The sequence below is a fragment of the Alphaproteobacteria bacterium genome (genome assembly GCA_033762625.1).
Lineage (GTDB): Bacteria > Pseudomonadota > Alphaproteobacteria > UBA9219 > RGZA01 > RGZA01.
Genome location: JANRLI010000007.1, coordinates 101,364 through 120,662 on the forward strand (window position 1 = coordinate 101,364; position 19,299 = coordinate 120,662).

At 49.8% G+C, this 19,299-nt stretch carries 21 protein-coding genes and 2 tRNA genes; 20 read left to right on the forward strand and 3 right to left on the reverse strand.

Annotated features, from left to right (window positions below; genetic code table 11):
* The first annotated feature begins 66 nt into the window (after positions 1–66).
* Positions 67–357, forward strand: a complete 291-nt coding sequence (locus SFW65_04195) for an HU family DNA-binding protein (protein MDX1922314.1) — start codon at positions 67–69, stop codon at positions 355–357.
* Positions 358–367: 10 nt separating this feature from the next.
* Here SFW65_04195 and SFW65_04200 read toward each other — a convergent pair whose 3' ends face one another.
* A complete protein-coding gene (locus SFW65_04200; protein MDX1922315.1) occupies positions 368–784 on the reverse strand; it encodes a hypothetical protein in 417 nt (138 codons plus the stop codon).
* A 25-nt stretch (positions 785–809) separates the two neighbouring features.
* A tRNA-Val gene (locus SFW65_04205) sits at positions 810–884 on the reverse strand.
* Positions 885–1,059: 175 nt separating this feature from the next.
* On the opposite strand from SFW65_04205, the gene SFW65_04210 reads away from it, so the two are divergent.
* From SFW65_04210 to SFW65_04300, 19 genes are all read left to right on the forward strand, one after another.
* Positions 1,060–1,136, forward strand: a tRNA-Asp gene (locus tag SFW65_04210).
* Between the two features lie 180 nt (positions 1,137–1,316).
* Entirely contained in the window at positions 1,317–1,685 is a 369-nt protein-coding gene (locus SFW65_04215; protein MDX1922316.1) for an NADH-quinone oxidoreductase subunit A, read from the forward strand.
* Between the two features lie 11 nt (positions 1,686–1,696).
* Positions 1,697–2,209, forward strand: coding sequence for an NADH-quinone oxidoreductase subunit B family protein (locus SFW65_04220; GenBank protein MDX1922317.1), 513 nt, complete (start codon positions 1,697–1,699; stop codon positions 2,207–2,209).
* Positions 2,206–2,832 carry an NADH-quinone oxidoreductase subunit C gene (locus tag SFW65_04225; protein MDX1922318.1) on the forward strand — a complete coding sequence of 209 codons (627 nt, stop codon included), beginning with the start codon at positions 2,206–2,208 and terminating at the stop codon, positions 2,830–2,832. The genes SFW65_04220 and SFW65_04225 overlap by 4 nt, the downstream gene beginning before the upstream one ends.
* A complete protein-coding gene (locus tag SFW65_04230; GenBank protein MDX1922319.1) occupies positions 2,833–4,014 on the forward strand; it encodes an NADH-quinone oxidoreductase subunit D in 1,182 nt (393 codons plus the stop codon).
* Positions 4,011–4,616, forward strand: a complete 606-nt coding sequence (gene nuoE / locus SFW65_04235) for an NADH-quinone oxidoreductase subunit NuoE (protein ID MDX1922320.1) — start codon at positions 4,011–4,013, stop codon at positions 4,614–4,616. The genes SFW65_04230 and nuoE overlap by 4 nt, the downstream gene beginning before the upstream one ends.
* Before the next feature lie 3 nt (positions 4,617–4,619).
* Positions 4,620–5,894 (forward strand): NADH-quinone oxidoreductase subunit NuoF, encoded by a 1,275-nt coding sequence (nuoF, locus tag SFW65_04240; protein MDX1922321.1) that lies wholly within the window; start codon positions 4,620–4,622, stop codon positions 5,892–5,894.
* A gap of 4 nt (positions 5,895–5,898) precedes the next feature.
* Positions 5,899–7,956: an NADH-quinone oxidoreductase subunit NuoG gene (nuoG, locus tag SFW65_04245; GenBank protein ID MDX1922322.1), complete on the forward strand. Its 2,058-nt coding sequence runs from the start codon at positions 5,899–5,901 to the stop codon at positions 7,954–7,956.
* Positions 7,953–9,005, forward strand: a complete 1,053-nt coding sequence (gene nuoH, locus SFW65_04250; protein MDX1922323.1) for an NADH-quinone oxidoreductase subunit NuoH — start codon at positions 7,953–7,955, stop codon at positions 9,003–9,005. The genes nuoG and nuoH overlap by 4 nt, the downstream gene beginning before the upstream one ends.
* Position 9,006: 1 nt before the next feature.
* Entirely contained in the window at positions 9,007–9,492 is a 486-nt protein-coding gene (gene nuoI, locus SFW65_04255) for an NADH-quinone oxidoreductase subunit NuoI (GenBank protein ID MDX1922324.1), read from the forward strand.
* Positions 9,493–9,499: 7 nt separating this feature from the next.
* Entirely contained in the window at positions 9,500–10,126 is a 627-nt protein-coding gene (locus tag SFW65_04260; protein MDX1922325.1) for an NADH-quinone oxidoreductase subunit J, read from the forward strand.
* On the forward strand, positions 10,126–10,434 hold the full coding sequence (gene nuoK, locus SFW65_04265; protein MDX1922326.1) for an NADH-quinone oxidoreductase subunit NuoK: 309 nt from the start codon (positions 10,126–10,128) through the stop codon (positions 10,432–10,434). Before SFW65_04260 ends, nuoK begins: the two co-directional genes overlap by 1 nt.
* Before the next feature lie 4 nt (positions 10,435–10,438).
* On the forward strand, positions 10,439–12,385 hold the full coding sequence (nuoL, locus tag SFW65_04270; GenBank protein ID MDX1922327.1) for an NADH-quinone oxidoreductase subunit L: 1,947 nt from the start codon (positions 10,439–10,441) through the stop codon (positions 12,383–12,385).
* Between the two features lie 3 nt (positions 12,386–12,388).
* Positions 12,389–13,975 (forward strand): NADH-quinone oxidoreductase subunit M, encoded by a 1,587-nt coding sequence (locus SFW65_04275; GenBank protein MDX1922328.1) that lies wholly within the window; start codon positions 12,389–12,391, stop codon positions 13,973–13,975.
* 2 nt (positions 13,976–13,977) lie between these two features.
* A complete protein-coding gene (nuoN, locus tag SFW65_04280) occupies positions 13,978–15,414 on the forward strand; it encodes an NADH-quinone oxidoreductase subunit NuoN (GenBank protein MDX1922329.1) in 1,437 nt (478 codons plus the stop codon).
* 21 nt (positions 15,415–15,435) lie between these two features.
* On the forward strand, positions 15,436–16,221 hold the full coding sequence (locus SFW65_04285) for a biotin--[acetyl-CoA-carboxylase] ligase (GenBank protein ID MDX1922330.1): 786 nt from the start codon (positions 15,436–15,438) through the stop codon (positions 16,219–16,221).
* Positions 16,222–17,001: a type III pantothenate kinase gene (locus SFW65_04290; protein ID MDX1922331.1), complete on the forward strand. Its 780-nt coding sequence runs from the start codon at positions 16,222–16,224 to the stop codon at positions 16,999–17,001.
* Complete coding sequence (locus tag SFW65_04295; GenBank protein ID MDX1922332.1) at positions 16,998–18,686, forward strand: ribonuclease J; 1,689 nt, start codon at positions 16,998–17,000, stop codon at positions 18,684–18,686. Before SFW65_04290 ends, SFW65_04295 begins: the two co-directional genes overlap by 4 nt.
* Positions 18,687–18,688: 2 nt before the next feature.
* Entirely contained in the window at positions 18,689–18,943 is a 255-nt protein-coding gene (locus SFW65_04300; GenBank protein MDX1922333.1) for a DUF1467 family protein, read from the forward strand.
* Here SFW65_04300 and SFW65_04305 read toward each other — a convergent pair.
* Positions 18,940–19,233, reverse strand: a complete 294-nt coding sequence (locus SFW65_04305; protein ID MDX1922334.1) for a hypothetical protein — start codon at positions 19,231–19,233, stop codon at positions 18,940–18,942. The two genes, SFW65_04300 and SFW65_04305, sit on opposite strands and share 4 nt — an antisense overlap.
* Positions 19,234–19,299: the final 66 nt, after the last annotated feature.

Sequence of the window (19,299 nt, forward strand, 5' to 3'; positions counted from 1 at the left end):
CCATAAAGTCTCATCCACAAAACAATAGCAGAGCCAAGCTGTTTTAAACGAAAAAGGATATTACGAATGAATAAGAGTGAATTTGTTGCCGCCGTTGCCGATGCTTCCAGCCTTTCCAAGGCTGATGCGGAACGCGCAGTAGATGCGTTTATCAATACGGTTTCAAACCAATTGAAAACCGGCGGCGAAGTGCGTCTGGTTGGCTTTGGCACATTCGAAGTGCGCAGCCGCGGCGCATCCGAAGGTCGTAACCCGCGCACAGGCGAAACCATCAAAATCAAGGCCAGCAAGCTGCCACGCTTCAAGGCAGGCAAGGCATTGAAGGATGAAGTCAACGGAATTGAAACAAAGAAGTAGGATAAAATAGCTACGGCTTAGTCTTTCTGAGAGCTTCAGCTTCTGCCTTGTTACAAACAATGCTGCGGATGTATTTCCTTGAGCATAAGTATGCGGGAGTCGATAATATTAGCAGCACAAACGCAATAATAATAAAAATTTTGATGTTAGTATTTTTTGATATTTCAAAAATGTTTTCTGCTAACTCGATGATATAACCTAGAATCAATATTATTATTCCAAATTGGGCATCTGTGCGTTGGTCAATTTGCCCTTCTATGTATGGCTTGTTAAAATCAAATAGCGGATTTCCAAGCTCAACAATTCTTTTAGTTGACGTTGAGGCTAGCGCCCAACCAAGCACCATCGTGCCAGAAAGTTGGTAAAATAGGATTAGATTTTGTAATGACAATAACTTCTCAAGAAACTTGGTAAGTTCAATGCACATTATTCTATTTGTTATCTAAGGAAAATGGTAGGCGATGACAGTTTCGAACTGCCGACCCTCTCGGTGTAAACGAGATGCTCTACCGCTGAGCTAATCGCCCTCATCATTAAGCTATTGGCTAAGAGCCAATCGATAAGAAGGCGGCACAATAACCCCGTGTTTTAGAAAAAACAACAGCTAAAACAGGGTCCAAAAACATTAAGCAAATCAGCCCACTAATTGATTTGACATTGCCCTGCCAAGCGCCTAAAAAACGGCTCGCTTTTAATACTAAAGCGGGTGTAGCTCAGCTGGTTAGAGCGCCTGCCTGTCACGCAGGAGGTCGCCGGTTCAAGTCCGGTCACTCGCGCCATTTTGTTTAAGGGCGTGGGCATAAGCCCACGGAACGGCGGTCGTCGTTCTTAGGCTTATCCAATCATTTCGCTAGTACTCACGTGACAGAGTAGTTGCAAGTTATTCTAAACACATCAGACTCGGAAGATCGCTTCAGAATATTCTGTAATCTGAGCGGTAAAATCTGTAGTTTCGCCTCATGTCTTCTGAACTTATCCAAACCTACTTTCCCGTATTTGTGTTCCTGTTATTAGCTATCGGCATGTCCGGGGTCATGATTGGCCTCTCGTTCTTGCTGGCGAAGCAAAAACCGGATGCCGAAAAACTTTCACCCTATGAATGTGGCTTTGACCCGTTCAGCGATGCGCGTCACAAATTCGATGTCCGCTTTTATCTGGTTTCCATTCTTTTCATCATTTTTGATTTGGAAATTGCGTTTTTATTCCCATGGGCGGTTTCGCTAGGCGCAATTGGCATGTTCGGCTTCTGGTCGATGATGGTGTTTTTGGGCGTATTAACAATTGGCTTTATTTATGAATGGCGCAAGGGTGCGCTGGAGTGGGAATGAGTAATATCATTATGAAAAACCCGCAGGAGTTAACCGCCGGCATCAATAATGTGGTGCAGGAAAAAGGCTTTCTGCTGACCAAGCTGGATGACTTGCTCAATTGGGCTCGTACGGGCTCCATGTGGCCCATGACATTTGGGTTGGCGTGCTGCGGCGTTGAAATGATCCATGCCTATATGTCCCGCTACGATTTAGACCGGTTTGGGATGATGCCGCGCCCATCGCCGCGTCAATCGGATGTGATGATTGTTGCAGGAACGCTTACCAATAAAATGGCGCCCGCGCTGCGCAAGGTTTATGACCAAATGGCCGAACCACGCTGGGTCATTTCCATGGGCAGCTGCGCGAATGGCGGCGGCTATTACCATTATTCCTATTCGGTGGTGCGCGGGTGTGACCGCATCGTTCCCGTTGATATTTTTGTGCCCGGTTGCCCGCCAACTGCAGAGGCATTGCTTTACGGCATTATGCAATTGCACCGTAAAATCCGCCAGGGTAACCGTGTGATAAGCAGGGCATCATGAGTTTGGAACAGTTAACTGTATTGCAAACACAAATCACCGAATTGTTGGGTGATCGCCAAAAATCATCCGAGTTCATCTACGGTGAACTGGTTATCACTATTCCGCGTGATGCTGTTGTATCGGTGCTTATGTCGTTGCGTGACAAGCTTGGCTTTGAAAGCATTATGGATGTAACGGCGGTGGATTATCCCGAACGCCCTGAGCGTTTTGAGCTGGTATATAATTTTATCAGCCTGACCCGTAACCTGCGCCTGCGCGTGAAACTGTCAACGGATGAACAGCAACCCGTGCCATCGGTTGTGTCAGTTTACCCGGCTGCAAACTGGTATGAGCGCGAAGTCTATGATTTATACGGCGTGCTGTTTTCCAGTCATCCTGATTTACGACGCATCATGACCGATTACGGTTTTGAAGGTCACCCGCTGCGTAAAGATTTCCCGCTGACCGGTTATGTGGAAGTGCGATATGACGATGCACAAAAGCGCGTGATTTATGAACCCGTGAAACTCACACAGGATTTCCGCAATTTCGATGCGCTCAGCCCATGGGAAGGCATGACCAATGTTCAGCTGCCCGGCGATGAAAAAGCAGCAAACCCCATTAAGCTGATGAAGAAGGCATAGATGAGTCAGGAAGTTCAAATCAAACCATTCACAATCAATTTCGGGCCGCAGCATCCGGCAGCGCATGGTGTATTGCGTCTGATTTTGGAAATGGATGGCGAAATTGTTGAACGCGCCGACCCGCATATTGGGTTGCTGCACCGTGGCACAGAAAAGTTGATTGAACATAAAACGTATTTACAGGCCATTCCGTATTTTGACCGCCTTGATTACGTAAGCCCGATGAACCAAGAGCATGCGTTTGCATTGGCGGTTGAAAAGCTTTTGAAAATCACGCCGCCGATCCGCGCGCAATACATCCGCGTGATGTTCTCGGAAATTACCCGCATTCTGAACCACTTGCTCAACATCACCACCTTTGCGATTGACGTAGGCGCGATTACACCATCCCTTTGGGCATTCGAAGAACGCGAAAAGTTGATGGAATTCTATGAACGCGTTTCGGGCGCCCGCATGCACTCGAATTATTTCCGTCCGGGCGGTGTGCATCAGGATTTGCCAAAGGGTTTGGCGGAAGACATTTGGGAATACACCGAAAACTTCCCGCGATTCATGCAAGACATCGAAAACTTGCTCAATGAAAACCCGATTTTCAAGCAGCGCACGGTGGATATCGGCATTGTTTCAAAAGAACAGGCATTGGCGTGGGGCTTTACGGGGCCAATGCTGCGCGCATCGAATGTGGCGTGGGATTTGCGTAAATCGCAACCTTATGATGTGTACGATAAAATGGAATTCGATATTCCGGTGGGGTTAACGGGTGATTGTTATGCGCGTTATCTGGTGCGCATGGAAGAAATGCGCCAGTCCAATAGCATCATCCGGCAGTGTTTAAAACAAATGCCGCAAGGTCCGATTAAGGTGGATGACCGCAAAATCGCGCCGCCGCCGCGCGCGGAAATGAAATCATCGATGGAAGCGCTTATCCATCACTTTAAATTATATACCGAAGGTTATCACGTGCCAGCGGGCGAAACCTATACAGCCGTTGAAGCCCCAAAAGGTGAATTCGCCGTGTATCTGGTTTCCGATGGTTCGAATAAACCCTATCGCTGCAAAATTCGCGCACCGGGATTCCCGCATTTGCAAGGCACCGATTTCATGTGCAAAGGCCACATGCTGGCCGATGCGGTGGCGATTGTAGGCAGCATGGACATTGTATTCGGAGAAATTGACCGATGAGCGCGCCAGCCAACATCAACGCCAAGCAACCTAAAACCTTTGCTTTCACGCCGGAAAATCTGGAAAAGGCCAAATGGTTTATTGCCAAGTATCCAAAGAACCGTGAAGCAAGTGCGGTAATACCTTTATTGCAGCTTGCGCAAGCGCAGCACGATAACTGGCTGCCTGTTGCGGCGATGGATGTTGTCGCCGAAATGCTGGAAATGCCGCCCGTGCGCGTTTATGAAGTTGCCAGTTTTTATACGATGTTCAACCGCGCGCCTGTTGGCAAATTTCTGTTGCAAGTGTGCACAACAACCCCATGCTGGCTGCGTGGCAGTGATGATATTAAGCACGTATGCAAATCCAAACTGGGCATCACAGACGGCGAAACATCCAAAGACGGCATGTTCAGCATGATGGAAGTCGAATGCCTTGGCGCATGCGTGAATGCGCCGATGGTACAAATTAATGATGATTATTATGAAGATTTAACCGGCGAAAGCTTCGCGCAGATTTGTGATGATCTGGCGGCTGGCAAGAAACCATCCATCGGCTCGCAAACCGGACGGCAAGGAAGCCATCCGGCCAATATAAATCAAAACGGGGCAAAGAAGGCGTAAACGATGCTCGCAGAAAAAGACAAGGTTTTTACAAATCTGTACGGCTTCGAAGACTGGAAGCTGGCTGGCGCCCGCAGTCGCGGCGTGTGGTCAAACACCAAAGAATTATTGGCGATGGGCCAAGCCAAGATTATAGATGAAGTTAAAAATTCTGGTTTGCGTGGCAGAGGTGGCGCAGGTTTTTCGACGGGCATGAAGTGGAGCTTTATGCCCAAACCATCGGATCGCCCACATTATCTGGTGGTCAATGCCGATGAATCCGAACCCGGCACATGCAAAGACCGCGACATCATCCGTTTTGACCCGCACCGTTTGCTAGAAGGCATTGTCTGTGGTGCATTCGCGATTAATGCGCATGCTTCCTATATCTATATTCGCGGCGAGTTTGTGAATGAAGCCAAGAACTTGCAAATCGCAATTGAAGAAGCATATGCCGCTGGCTTAATCGGCAAGAACGCATGCGGCAGCGGTTGGGATATCGATATTTATCTACATCGCGGCGCTGGCGCATATATTTGCGGTGAAGAAAGCGCGCTGCTGGAAAGTTTGGAAGGCAAAAAAGGCCAACCACGCAACAAGCCGCCATTTCCAGCCAATGCCGGTTTATACGCATCACCCACAACCGTGAACAATGTTGAAACCATCGCTGTGGTTCCTGAAATTCTGCGCCGCGGGGCTGCTTGGTTTGCAGGCATGGGCCGTGAAAAGAATTCCGGCAACAAGGTGTATTGCATTTCAGGGCACGTGAACCAGCCATGCAATGTCGAAGAGGTGATGAGCATCCCCATGCGGGAGCTGATTGATAAATACGCGGGCGGCGTGCGTGGCGGGTGGGATAATTTGCTGGCGGTCATTCCCGGTGGTTCATCAACCCCCTTATTGCCAAAGGAAATCTGCAATACCGTATTGATGGATTTTGACAGCTTGAAGGCTGTGCAATCGGGTTTAGGTACCGCGGGTCTTATCGTCATGGATAAATCGACCGATTTGATTTATGCCATCGCGCGTTTATCGCGTTTCTATATGCATGAAAGCTGCGGTCAATGTACGCCATGCCGTGAAGGCACGGGTTGGATGTACCGCGTGATGCAACGCATGGTGAAAGGCAATGCACGATTAGAAGAAATCGACATGCTGATTGATGTCACCCGTGAAATTGAAGGCCACACCATTTGCGCCCATGGCGATGCTGCGGGTTGGCCAATCCAAGGTTTAATCCGTCATTTCCGCCCATTGGTGGAACAACGCATTCTCGATTACCGAAAGCAGGCTGCGTAGCATCATGCCCAAACTTAAAATCAACGACATCGAATTGGAAGTGGCGCCGGGAACCTCGGTACTGCAAGCATGCGAACAGCTTGGCATCGAAGTGCCGCGGTTTTGCTACCACGATAAGCTTTCTGTTCCTGCGAATTGCCGCATGTGCTTGGTGGAAGTTGAAAAGACACCAAAGCCACAGGCCAGCTGCGCATTACCATGCGGCGAAGGCATGGTGGTAAAAACCAATACGCCCGTTGTTTTGCGCGCGCGCAAAAACGTCATGGAAATGTTGCTCATCAACCATCCGCTGGATTGCCCCATTTGCGATCAAGGCGGGGAGTGCGATTTGCAAGACCAAGCCGTTGCTTATGGCTTTGACCGTGGCCGTTATGCCGAAGCAAAACGCGCGGTGAAAGATAAAGAATTAGGCCCGCTTGTTAAAACGGTGATGACCCGCTGCATTCACTGCACGCGGTGTGTTCGCTTTGCCGATGAAATTGCGGGTACGCCTGTACTGGGTGGGTTTGGCCGCAGCGAACATTTGGAAATCGGCACCTATATTGAAAAAGCGGTTTCCAGCGAATTATCTGGCAATCTGGTTGACGTGTGCCCCGTTGGTGCATTGACCAATAAGCCTTACGCATTCGAAGCACGCCCGTGGGAACTTTCAAAAACCGAAACCATCGACGTGCTCGATGCCGTTGGCTCTAACATCCGCGTTGATACGCGCGGGCAGGAAGTCATGCGTATTTTGCCCCGTTTGCATGAAGATGTGAACGAAGAATGGATTAATGATAAGACGCGCTATGCATGTGATGGCCTCAAGCGTCAGCGTCTTGATACACCTTATGTGCGCGGCGTTGATGGTAAGTTGAAGCCTGCCAATTGGGGCGAAGCATTTGCCGCGATTGCACGTCAGTTAAAGGGATTGCCGGGTGAAGGCATCGCTGCCATTGCCGGCGATTTGGCAGATGCGGAGGCGATGTTTGCGCTCAAGCAATTGATGCAGCAGCTTAAGTCCCCCAACATCGATTGCCGTCAGGATGGCGCGCAATACGATGTATCGCAGCGCGCGGGCTATACCTTCAATTCCAAAATCTCCGGCATTGAACAGGCCGATGTGATTTTGTTGGTGGGCACCAATCCGCGCGTTGAAGCATCGCTTATCAACGCACGTATCCGCAAGCGCTGGCTGCGCGGTGGTTTAAAGGTGGGCGTGATTGGCGAGCAAGCCGATTTAACCTACCCAACCAAATATTTGGGTGCGAACCCTTTGGTATTGGACGAAATTCTCCAAGGCCGCAATGCATTCTCTGAGTTGCTGAAGAATGCAAAAAATCCGATGATTATTGTTGGGGCAGGGGCGCTGGCGCGTAAGGATGGCTTGTTCATCCAATACCGTGCACGCAAAATTGCCGAAACCTATAATATGGTTCGCGAGGGATGGAACGGGTTTAACATTCTTCAAACTGTTGCATCGCGCGTGGCTGGTTTGGATATGGGCTTTGTTCCCGCTGCTGGCGGCATGGCAACGAATGATATTATCACCGCCGCAGGGCAGGGCAGAATTGGTTTGCTGTATTTATTGGGCGCGGACGAAATCGATATGGGCAAATTGGGTAACACCTTTGTGGTGTATCAAGGCCATCATGGCGATGCCGGTGCAAGCCGCGCAGATGTGATTTTACCAGGCGCGGCCTATACTGAAAAGAGCGCGCTTTACATGAATACCGAAGGCCGTTTGCAATCCACGCGCCGCGCAACTTTCCCGCCGGGTCAAGCGAAGGAAGATTGGCAAATCATCCGCGCATTGTCGGAAGTGTTGGGCCAAGCCTTGCCATACGATACGCTTCCACAAATCCGCCAAAAAATGGTTCAAGCGCATGCGCTGTTCGCACGGCTAGACCATGTGGAGCCCGCGCCGTGGAATAATTTTGCACGTGATGGCGTTTTGGAATCCGCGCCGCTCCGTTCATCCATCACCAATTTCTATCAAACCGATGTGATTAGCCGCGCATCACCTACCATGGCGCAATGTGTAGAGGCGTTCCTTAAGCCAGTTGCGGAGGCTGCGGAATGAACGAATTATTAGAAGCCTTTAACGCATTCATCCAAACGCCAATTGGCGCCATCATCTGGCTGGTTGTGCGTATTTTTGCAATTATGGTTCCAGTGCTTTTGGGCGTTGCTTATCTGATTTACGCAGAACGCAAGGTTCTGGCGGCGATGCAATTGCGCATGGGCCCTAATGTGGTTGGGCCGTTCGGTCTGTTCCAGCCCTTTGCGGATGCGCTGAAATTGATGGGCAAAGAAACCATTATCCCCAGCGGTGCAAACCGTTTCATTTTCATCGCTGCGCCAATGCTGACCTTCTTCCTCTCGCTGGTATCATGGGCGGTTATTCCGTTCAGCGATAAATTGGTGCTGGCGAATGTGAATGTGGGTGTTTTGTACCTGTTTGCGGTGTCATCGCTTGCGGTCTATGGCATCATCATGGCGGGTTGGGCATCCAATTCAAAATACGCATTCCTTGGTGGTCTTCGCTCGGCTGCGCAGATGGTTTCATATGAAGTATCCATCGGTCTTGTGATTATCAATGTGTTGCTGTTGGCCGGTTCATTGAATTTGTCTGACATTGTGCGCGGGCAAACCAATATGTGGTACGCGATACCGCTATTCCCGATGTTTATCGTATTCTTTATTTCAGGACTTGCGGAAACCAACCGCGCACCCTTCGATTTACCGGAAGGTGAATCTGAACTGGTTGGCGGGTTCAACGTCGAATACTCCTCCATGTCCTTTGCGCTGTTTTTCCTTGGCGAATACGCGAATATGATTTTGATGAGCGGCATGACCGTCATCCTGTTCCTTGGCGGCTGGCTGGCGCCGTTTAACTGGCAATGTCCGATTGAATTCCTTGAACCATTATGGGGTATTTTCTGGTTCACCAGCAAAATCTGCTTCATGCTGTTTATGTTCCTTTGGGTCCGCGCAACGCTGCCGCGCTACCGCTATGATCAATTGATGCGTTTGGGCTGGAAAGTGTTCCTGCCGTTCTCATTGATTTACGTAATTGGCGTTGCGGGCTATCTGGTTTCGACGGGAAATTTCCCGAAAGTTGGGGTTTAATATGAGCATATTTCATTCCGTAAAACGCTTTTTGTTGTGGGATATTATCAAGGGAATGGCGTTGACCTTCTCGTATATGTTCCGCCGCCGTGTGACGATTAACTATCCGTTTGAAAAAGGGCCGATTGGTCCACGCTTTCGCGGTGAACACGCACTTCGCCGCTACCCAAACGGCGAAGAACGCTGCATTGCCTGCAAGCTGTGTGAAGCGATTTGCCCTGCGCAAGCAATTACCATCGAAGCAGAACCACGCGAAGATGGTAGCCGGCGTACCACGCGCTACGACATCGATATGATTAAGTGCATCTATTGCGGCCTATGCCAGGAAGCATGCCCCGTTGACGCCATTGTGGAAGGCCCGAATTTTGAGTACGCGACGCTGACGCGCGAAGAACTTTACTACAACAAGGAAAAATTATTGGCGAACGGGGACCGCTGGGAACCCGAAATTGCAGCCAATATGACCAAAGATGCCCCTTATAGGTAAGCCTTAAATGAACGCTGAACTTATTCCTACTTTTTTATTTTATCTGTTTGCTGGTGTGCTGGTGCTATCAGCCATGATGGTGATTGCATCACGCAACCCTGTGCATTCGGTTCTATTCCTTATCCTTGCATTCTTTAATGCGGCGGGGCTGTTCTTGCTGCTGGGCGCGGAATTTGCGGCCTTCATTTTGGTGATTGTGTATGTGGGCGCGGTCGCCGTGCTGTTCCTGTTCGTTGTGATGATGCTGGATATCGATTTCGAAGCCTTGCGCAAAGGCGCATGGAAATCACTCCCTGTCGGCATTCTGGTTGGTCTTGTGCTGGTATCGCAAATGGTGATGACCGCGATAAATTGGCAGAGCCTGCCAACGGCTGGCTCTAGTATTCTCTCTCCTGCTGCCAAACACGCTGCTGCAACAAATACGCAGGCGATTGGTCAGATTTTATATACCGATTATGTCTATCCGTTCCAGATTGCGGGCCTGATTTTGCTGGTAGCCATGATCGGCGCGATTGTGCTTACGCTGCGTGATCGCGGCGGCGTATTGCGCCAGAACATCAATAGCCAGATTACCCGCAAGCGCAGCGATGCCGTTGAAATCCGCAAAGTTCAGAAAGGCGCAGGCATATCATGATGCCCATTACCATTCATCACTTTCTGGCCGTTGCCGCCATTTTATTCACCATCGGTGTGTTCGGGATTTTCCTGAACCGCAAGAACATCATCGTCATTCTTATGTCGATTGAACTTATCTTGCTGTCGGTCAACATCAACTTTGTCGCTTTTGGCGCGCAGCTGGGTGATTTGACGGGGCAGGTGTTCACCTTATTCGTGCTGACTGTTGCGGCTGCTGAAGCTGCCATTGGCCTTGCCATTCTTGTGGTCTATTTCCGCAATCGCAACACGATTGCGGTTGACGATATCAATATGATGAAGGGCTAAGCTGATGCCAATCGAAGTACTTGCCCTGTTTTTTCCACTCTTCGGCGCGCTGATAACGGGCTTCTTTGGCCGCAAGCTGGGTGACCGCGCATCGCAAATTATTACCTGCGGGTTCATGCTCGCATTGTCGGTTGTGGCGGTAATGCAATTCAATAATGTTGCACTCAATGGTCACAATAGCAGCTACGTTATTGCTACATGGATACAATCGGGTGATTTGCGCGCCAATTGGAGCGTGATGTGGGACACCTTGACCGCCATCATGGTTGGTGTGGTGGCGATTGTGTCAACCTGCGTGCACATTTATTCGGTAGGCTATATGAGCCATGATAAGTGCCAGCCACGTTTCATGTGCTATCTGTCACTGTTTACCTTCTTCATGTTGATGCTGGTAACGGGCGATAACCTAATCCAGATGTTCTTTGGCTGGGAAGGCGTGGGGCTTGCGTCCTACCTACTCATCAATTTCTGGTTTGAAAAGGAAAGCGCCAATAATGCATCCATCAAGGCGTTCCTTGTGAACCGCGTGGGCGATTTTGGTTTTGCTTTGGGTATCTTTGGTTGCTTTATGCTGTTCGGGTCGGTTGAATTCTCCGCCATTTTTGAACAGGCCAAAAACTTTGTTGGCAAAGACATCCACTTCCTTGGCATGAACCTGTCTGCCCTTGATACCGTTTGCTTGCTGCTGTTTGTCGGCGCGATGGGTAAATCTGCGCAATTGTTACTGCACACCTGGCTGCCCGATGCGATGGAAGGGCCAACGCCTGTATCTGCTCTTATTCACGCTGCCACCATGGTTACGGCGGGCGTCTTCATGACCGCTCGTTTGTCGCCGCTGTTTGAATATGCACCTGTTGCCCTAATGGTCATCACGGTTCTTGGCGCTTTAACATCGATTGTTGCGGCAACCATTGGTTTAACGCAGTTCGATATTAAGCGCGTGATTGCGTATTCCACTATGTCGCAATTGGGCTATATGTTCTTTGCCGCAGGCGTGTCTGCGTATTCTGTTTCTATTTTTCACTTGATGACCCATGCATTCTTCAAGGCGCTGTTATTCCTTGGTGCCGGTTCGGTTATCCATGCGCTATCGGGTGAGCAAGATATGCGCAAAATGGGCGGTATCTGGAAAGTTATTCCAACCACCTATGTGCTGATGTGGATTGGTTCGCTTGCGCTTGCAGGTGTGGGCATTCCAGGCCTTTATGGGTTTGCGGGTTTCTATTCCAAAGACGCCATTTTGGAAGCAGCCTTTGCCGCGCATAGCGGAGTGGGCGAGTTCGCGTATTGGATGGGTATTCTGGCCGCGTTTATGACTGCATTCTATTCATGGCGTTTGATTATGATGACCTTCCACGGCAAGCATCAAGGTGATCACCATGTGCTTGATCATGCACATGAAAGCCCGCCAGTTATGCTTATCCCCTTATTCGTGTTGGCGACTGGCGCATTGGTTGCCGGTATATTGTTCTTTGATATGTTCACAGAAAAAGAAGCAATGGAACATTTCTGGGGCGAAGCATTGCTTGTTTTAAAAGAACATCCCGCAATGGAAAACATGCATCATGTGCCGGAATGGGTGAAGCTTGCGCCGCTGGGTGCTGCGGTTAGCGGAATTGTTCTGGCAATTCTGTTCTATGGCCCTTGGAAAGGTGTTCCGGCTGCCATTACACGGGTGTTTGGCCCGCTCTACACGCTGGTCTATAACAAATACTACTTCGATGAGATCTATAACTTTATCTTTGTCAAAGGCGCAAATGCACTTGGCCGTTTCTTCTTCCAGTTTGGTGATAACAAAGTGATTGATGGCCTTGGCCCAGATGGAGTTTCGGCCCTGTCTAAAACCGCCGCCGCGCAGGTCAGCAAATTACAGACAGGTTATATCTATCACTATGCATTTGCAGTGGTCATTGGGCTTGTCGCCTTTCTTATCTGGATGGGCAGGGGTTAAACCATGGAACAGCTTTTACAACTTCCATTACTGACTATTGTGAACTTCCTGCCGCTGGTTGGCGTTGCAGTGCTGATGATGTTGCCGGGACACGGTGCGGGCACCGATAATACGGCCAAGCACATTGCATTCTGGACCAGTATTGCAACCTTTGTTGTCAGTGCATTCATTCTGTTCCATTTCAATGGTAATTCAGCCGGTCTGCAATTCGTTGAGGAAGCAGATTGGATGACGCTGGGCACGGTAAAGGTCCTTTATAAAAAAGGTATAGACGGATTGTCGGTATGGTTTGTGGTCGCATCTGCATTCTTGATGCCGCTGTGTTTCCTTGCCGCATGGGATAGCGTGAAAGAACGTGTGCGCGAATTCCTGATCGCCCTTTTGGTTCTTGAAACGATGATGATCGGCATGTTCACTGCCCTCGACTTCATCTTATTCTACGTGTTCTTTGAAGGCGTATTGCTCCCTATGTTCCTCATTGTGGGCGTATGGGGCGGTTCTGGCCGCGTACATGCCGCATATAAGTTCTTTATCTATACGCTGCTGGGTTCGGTGCTGATGCTGGTTGCGGTGATGGCGATGTGCATCCATATGCACACAACCGACATGACCGCCATGTTCAATGCCCATTTTCCAAAAGAATGGCAGACATGGCTATGGTTCGCGTTCTTCGCATCCTTTGCGGTTAAAACACCAATGTGGCCGGTTCATACATGGTTGCCTTATGCCCACGTGGAAGCGCCAACAACAGGTTCGGTTATTCTGGCGGGTATTTTGTTGAAAATGGGTGGCTATGGCTTCATCCGTGTCTCGATGCAAATGCTGCCTGCGGCAAGTCATGAATTTACGAATTTCATGTTTATTCTGTCCGGTATGGCGATTGTTTATACATCACTCGTTGCGCTGGTGCAGGGTGATTTGAAAAAACTGATTGCCTATTCATCTGTCGCGCATATGGGGTATGTAACCATGGGTGCCTTCACCGGCACCCAGCAAGGCATGGAAGGCAGTGTAATGGTGATGCTATCCCACACCATTGTGTCGTCGGCATTATTCCTGTGCGTGGGTGTGCTCTATGACCGTTTGCATACGCGCGAAATCGCGCGCTATGGCGGCGTTGTAAATAACATGCCGCATTTTGCGTTGTTTGCCATGCTGTTCACCATGGCATCCATCGGTTTTCCGGCAACCAGCGGCTTTGTTGGCGAATTGCTGGCGATGCAGGGCGCTTTCCTTGTGAATACATGGATGGCGGCTGTGGCTGGCCTTGGCGTCATTCTTGGCGCGGCCTACATGCTGTGGTTATACCGCCGCGTGTTCTTTGGCCCATTGAACAAGCCTGATGTAGCAGAGATGAAGGATTTAACATGGAAAGAATATGCGGTGTTTACCCCGCTTGCCATTCTAACCTTGTGGATGGGAATTCAACCCGGCGTATTTAAAGATATCACCGCGCCGGCTTTGAAAGCGATTGTGGTCAGTTACCAGCAACACGCACCCGTAACATCGCAGGCTTTGCCAGTCGAGGAACCTTCGCCGCTGCCAACCAAAAAACCCGCCAAACGTCCCGCCACTCAGGATGAGCATTAATCATGGAATTGACCGATTTATATCCTGTTGCCGCTGAAATCTTTCTGGCCTGCGTTGGAATGCTATTGCTGTTATGGGGCGCGATGGCGGGGGATAAGTCAACTGGCGCGATAACCGTCGCAACAGGTATTGCATTCATCATCGCCATATTCACTTCGTTGCATCACGAAGCTGCCAAAGTAATCGTAATGGGCGGGCATGTGGGGTCGAATGCTTATGTGCTGTTTGTTAAAGTGCTGCTGTTACTTTCTGCGCTTGCATCGCTGGTTCTTAGCCAGCATTTCCTGAAATCATCGAAGCTCAGCCGTCCAGAATATCCGGTGCTGGTTCTGTTTGCCACGCTTGGCATGATGCTGATGGTTTCTGCCGAAAGCTTGCTTGGGCTTTACATGGGCCTCGAACTCCAAAGCTTGACACTCTATGTGCTCGCAGCATTCCGCCGTGATAATGCCAAATCATCTGAAAGTGGTTTGAAGTATTTCGTGCTGGGCGCACTGGCTTCCGGTTTGCTGCTCTATGGTATTTCACTGATTTATGGTGGTTCGGGTACAATTTTATTTGGCCAGTTGCGCGAAGTGATAACCGCAGACAAGCCGCCCGTTGAACTCGTGCTGGGTTTTGTATTTATTCTGGCGGCCATGGCGTTCAAAATCTCTGCTGTGCCATTCCATATGTGGACACCCGATGTGTATGAAGGCGCCCCGACACCGGTGACCGCTTTCTTTGCGGCAGCACCAAAACTTGCAGGCATCGCGCTGCTCATCAAACTGCTTTACGTGCCGTTCCACGGCCTGCTAGCCCAGAGCACGCCTATCATTCTGGTGCTCTCGGTTGCATCGATGGCGCTTGGCGCATTTGCCGCTATTGCCCAAAGCAATATCAAACGCATGATGGCGTATTCTTCGATCGGCCATGTGGGGTTTGCATTGGTTGGCCTTGTGGCTGGCGGTTTGGAAGGCGTGCAGGCAACACTGCTTTATTTGCTCATCTATTTGCCGATGACACTTGGCGCATTTGGCATCATCCTCTCCCTGCGCCGTGATGACGTGTATCTGGAGCAAATCAGTGATTTGGCGGGGTTGTCCAAAACGCGTCCTGCGCTGGCGGCCATCATGACCGTTTTCATGTTCTCCATGATGGGTATCCCACCGCTTGCTGGCTTCTTTAGTAAATTCTATGTATTCCTTGCCGCTGTGCAGTCGGGGTATGTCTGGCTTGCGGTATTGGGCGTGTGCCTAAGTGTGGTTGGCGCCTATTATTATCTCCGCATCATCAAAATCATGTATTTTGATAAGCAGATGGAAACTTTCCAGCGCGTTCCTGGTTGGGGTGTTGCAACCTTGCTTGGCGTAACGGTGCTGTTTATACTGGCGCTGGCTGTAAGGCCTGAATGGGCACTTACCCTTACGCATGATGCGGCACAGGCCCTGATAAACTAAACCGTTTGGCTAATTTGAATTATGGACCTGCCACCAGGTTACACCTATATCCCGCTTGAAAAAGTCGGAAGTACCAACCAAGAGGCTGCGCGCTTTTTAAATGAAGGTGCTGCCTTTGATCGCAGCGTAATTACCGCTAAAGAACAAGGTGCAGGGCGCGGGCGCGGCAGTCGCGTTTGGGATTCCCCGCTGGGTAATTTGTATGCCACGCTGGTATTGAAACCCGACCGCCCTCAAATCGAATGGGGGCAGTTGTGTTTTGTATTGTCGTTGGCGATTGCCGAAGCGCTTAAAAGCATTCTTTCCAACAAAAGCCAAGTGCAGGTCAAATGGCCTAATGATGTGCTGGTGAATGCCAAAAAGATTTCTGGAATTTTACTGGAAGCCCATCAAACCCCATCAGGTCAAAACGTGATGCTGGTGGGCTTTGGCGTGAATTGCCGCACCCACCCCGAAGGCGCACTTTTTCCGGCAACTGACCTCATTCTTGAAGGCGCCAAGCAGCAGGATGCAACCCCTGAAAGTGTTCTAGCCCTTATTTTGCAGCAATTTGAGCCGCTTTATCAAAATTGGCTGGCTTTGGGGCTTAAAAACATTCGCCCTGAATGGCTAAATCTTGCTAAAAACTTGGATGAAACCATTTCTATCCGTGTGTCGGAGTTTTTGCCGGATGGCGGTAAAATTACCGGCACATTTATAGGCGTGGATGAAGAAAGCGGCGCGTTGCTGCTGAAGGAAAATGATGGCCTTGTCCATCGCATCACCCATGGCGATGTGTTTTTTCCTGAAAAAAGTAAGAGTGAATAAATGCTACTGTGTATCGATGCTGGAAATACCAATGTTGTGTTTGCTGCCTTTGACGGGCAAACGCTTAAAGGCGCGTGGCGCAGCGCAACCGACGGGAAGCGCACCAAGGATGAATACAGCGCATTCTTATCCCATTGGCTAAAAGAAGCAGGCATTAAGCCATCTGATTTCAAAGCCGCCATTATCGCATCGGTTGTCCCGGATTTGGATTTCACACTCAAAACCCTGTGCCGCCAGTTCTTTAACTGCGAACCATTAATTATCGGCCAGAGTACGATGGATTTGGGGATTAAGGCATTGTTGCCGCGCCCACAGGAAGTTGGCGCTGACCGCTTGGTAAATGCGGTCGCGGCCTGCCATGTTTATGGCCCACCACTTATTATCATCGATTTTGGCACAGCGACGACGTTTGATGTGGTCGATAGCGAAGGGTACAGAGGCGGCGCAATCGCTCCCGGCATCAATTTATCGCTGCAAGCGTTGCATATGGCGGCTGCCAAGCTGCCGCGCGTGAATGTGGACAGGCCACAGCATGTCATCGGCACAACCACAATTGATGCGATGCAGTCCGGCGTTTACTGGGGGTATATCGGCCTCATAGAAGGCATGGTTGCGCGGCTACGCAGCGAATATGAAAAGATAAATAAAACCGCAATGACCGTGATTGCTACTGGCGGGCTTTCACCGTTGTTCCAGACAGGGACAGCCATCATCCAACACGTGGATATGGATTTAACGCTAACGGGCCTGCGCCTGATTTATGAAAAGAATAAGAAATGAGTAAACCGAATAAAGACCTTTATCGTCCAGGCGATGATGCCTTGTATTTTTTACCATTGGGCGGTGCTGGCGAAATTGGCATGAACCTTTCGCTGTATGGTACGCAAGGCAAATGGCTGATGGTCGATTTAGGTGTGACCTTTGCCGATGAAACCATGCCCGGCATAGACGTCATTATGCCTGACCCTACCTTTATTGCCGAGCGCAAGAATGATTTGGTGGGTTTGGTGCTTACCCATGGGCATGAAGACCATCTGGGTGCGATTGAATATCTTTGGCCGCAGCTGGAATGTCCCGTTTATGCAACGCCATTCACGGCGGCATTGCTGCGCGCAAAGCTGAAGGAACGCGACTTACAGCATAAAATCAGAATTATCGAAGTGCCGTTATCGGGCACGGTAAAGCTTGGCCCGTTTGAAATGCAATGGGTCAATATTACGCATTCCATTCCTGAATCCAACTGCATCATCATCAAAACCAAACATGGGAATGTGTTGCATACGGGTGATTGGAAGTTTGATCCAACACCGCTTGTCGGTAACCCAACTGATGTTGAAACGCTAAAAGGGCTTGGCAGCAAAAATACACTGGCGATTGTGATGGATTCAACCAACGCTATGGTGCCGGGGCATTCGGGTTCGGAAAAAGATGTGCGTGAAGAATTCCGCAAGATCTTTAAGAATTATCATAACCGTATCGTGGTGACGTGCTTTTCAAGTAATGTGGCGCGGCTGTTGTCGGTGTTTTATGCGGCGCGTGAAAATGGCCGTGAAACCGCGCTGGTTGGACGTTCCCTATGGCGCATGGAACAGGCCGCGCGCGATACCGGTTATATTCCAAATGAAGTGCGTTTCCTGAATGAAGAAGAAGCGGGCTATGTACCGCGTGATAAGGTTGTTTACATCTGTACCGGAAGCCAAGGTGAATTCCGCGCCGCGCTGACCAAGCTTGCGACCGATAGCCATCAGGAACTAACGCTGGAGGAGGGCGATGTGGTCATGTATTCCTCACGCGAAATTCCTGGTAATGAAAAAGCAATTGCCAAGGTGCAAAACGCATTGGCGCGCCAAGGCATACAGGTGGTCACAGATAAAGATTACCCCATCCATGTGTCGGGTCATCCGTGTCAGGATGAATTGACGCAAATGTACCAATGGGTACGCCCGCACATCGCATTGCCGGTGCATGGCGAAATGCGCCACCAGATGGAAAATGCGCGTATTGCCAAATTATGCCAGGTGCCGCATACGCTCATTCCTGCTAACGGCCAGATTATCCGGCTATCCGCAGCGGATGCGCCAGAAAAAGTGGGGGAGGTGCAATCGGGCCGCTGGGTGCTCGATGGTATCAAGGTTCGTCCACTATCCGACAGCGCGTTCAAAGATCGCACCAAGATGATGTGGAATGGCATGGCCGTTGTCACGCTGGTGGTCGATGAAAAAGGAAAATTGCTGGTTGATCCGCAGATTACCATTAAAGGATTTGGCGTGGATGATAGTGCGCGTAGCGAACAGGATAAAAATATTGCGCGAGCCAGCGTGATCGAAGCGTTCGAAACCATGCCCAAATCACAACGCATCGATGATGTTGCAGTTCAACATGCGGTTAAGCATGCCGTACGCCGCGCTATGAATGAACGCTATGGCAAAAAGCCGGTTACCGAAGTGCATGTGATGCGGGTGTAGATATGACCATAACCAGCGGTATTGTTCTGTTCGTGATTATCTGGTGGGTTGCTATTTTTGCGGTGCTGCCATGGGGTGTAAAGCATCCAACTGTTCAGGAAAAAGGGATGATGCCCGGCACGCCAGTGCAGCCGGATATGAAAAAGGTTGTGTTGCGCACCACCATACTGACCTGCATTTTATGGCTTTTCGTCTATGCGTTGGTGCAGTCGGATATCATTTCCTTCTCGCGCATGGCCAAAGAATGGGCCGATTAAACCGGCGATACTTCGAATTTGGTAACTTCAATCACTCTGCCGCTACTGGTGCGCGTGGGTTCGCTTGTTACCTTTAGCGTGCGCCCAATCATTTGGGTGACTTCACGAATAGCTGTTTCAAATTGTGATTGGCTGAGCTTTTTTCCTTCGCCCATATATTTAACCAGTTCCTCGCTGGCTGGGCCAATGCCTATTGCAATTCCTTTATCTACAATACGAACTTCGATTGGTGCTTTGGGATATTTTGCAAGGTAGTTTTTTGCGCGGGCTGTGATAGGATCTTGGCTCATGTGATATGTAAAAAATTATGCACTCGTGTTACGAGTATTATTTACATAAAATCGCTTGAGGCAAAA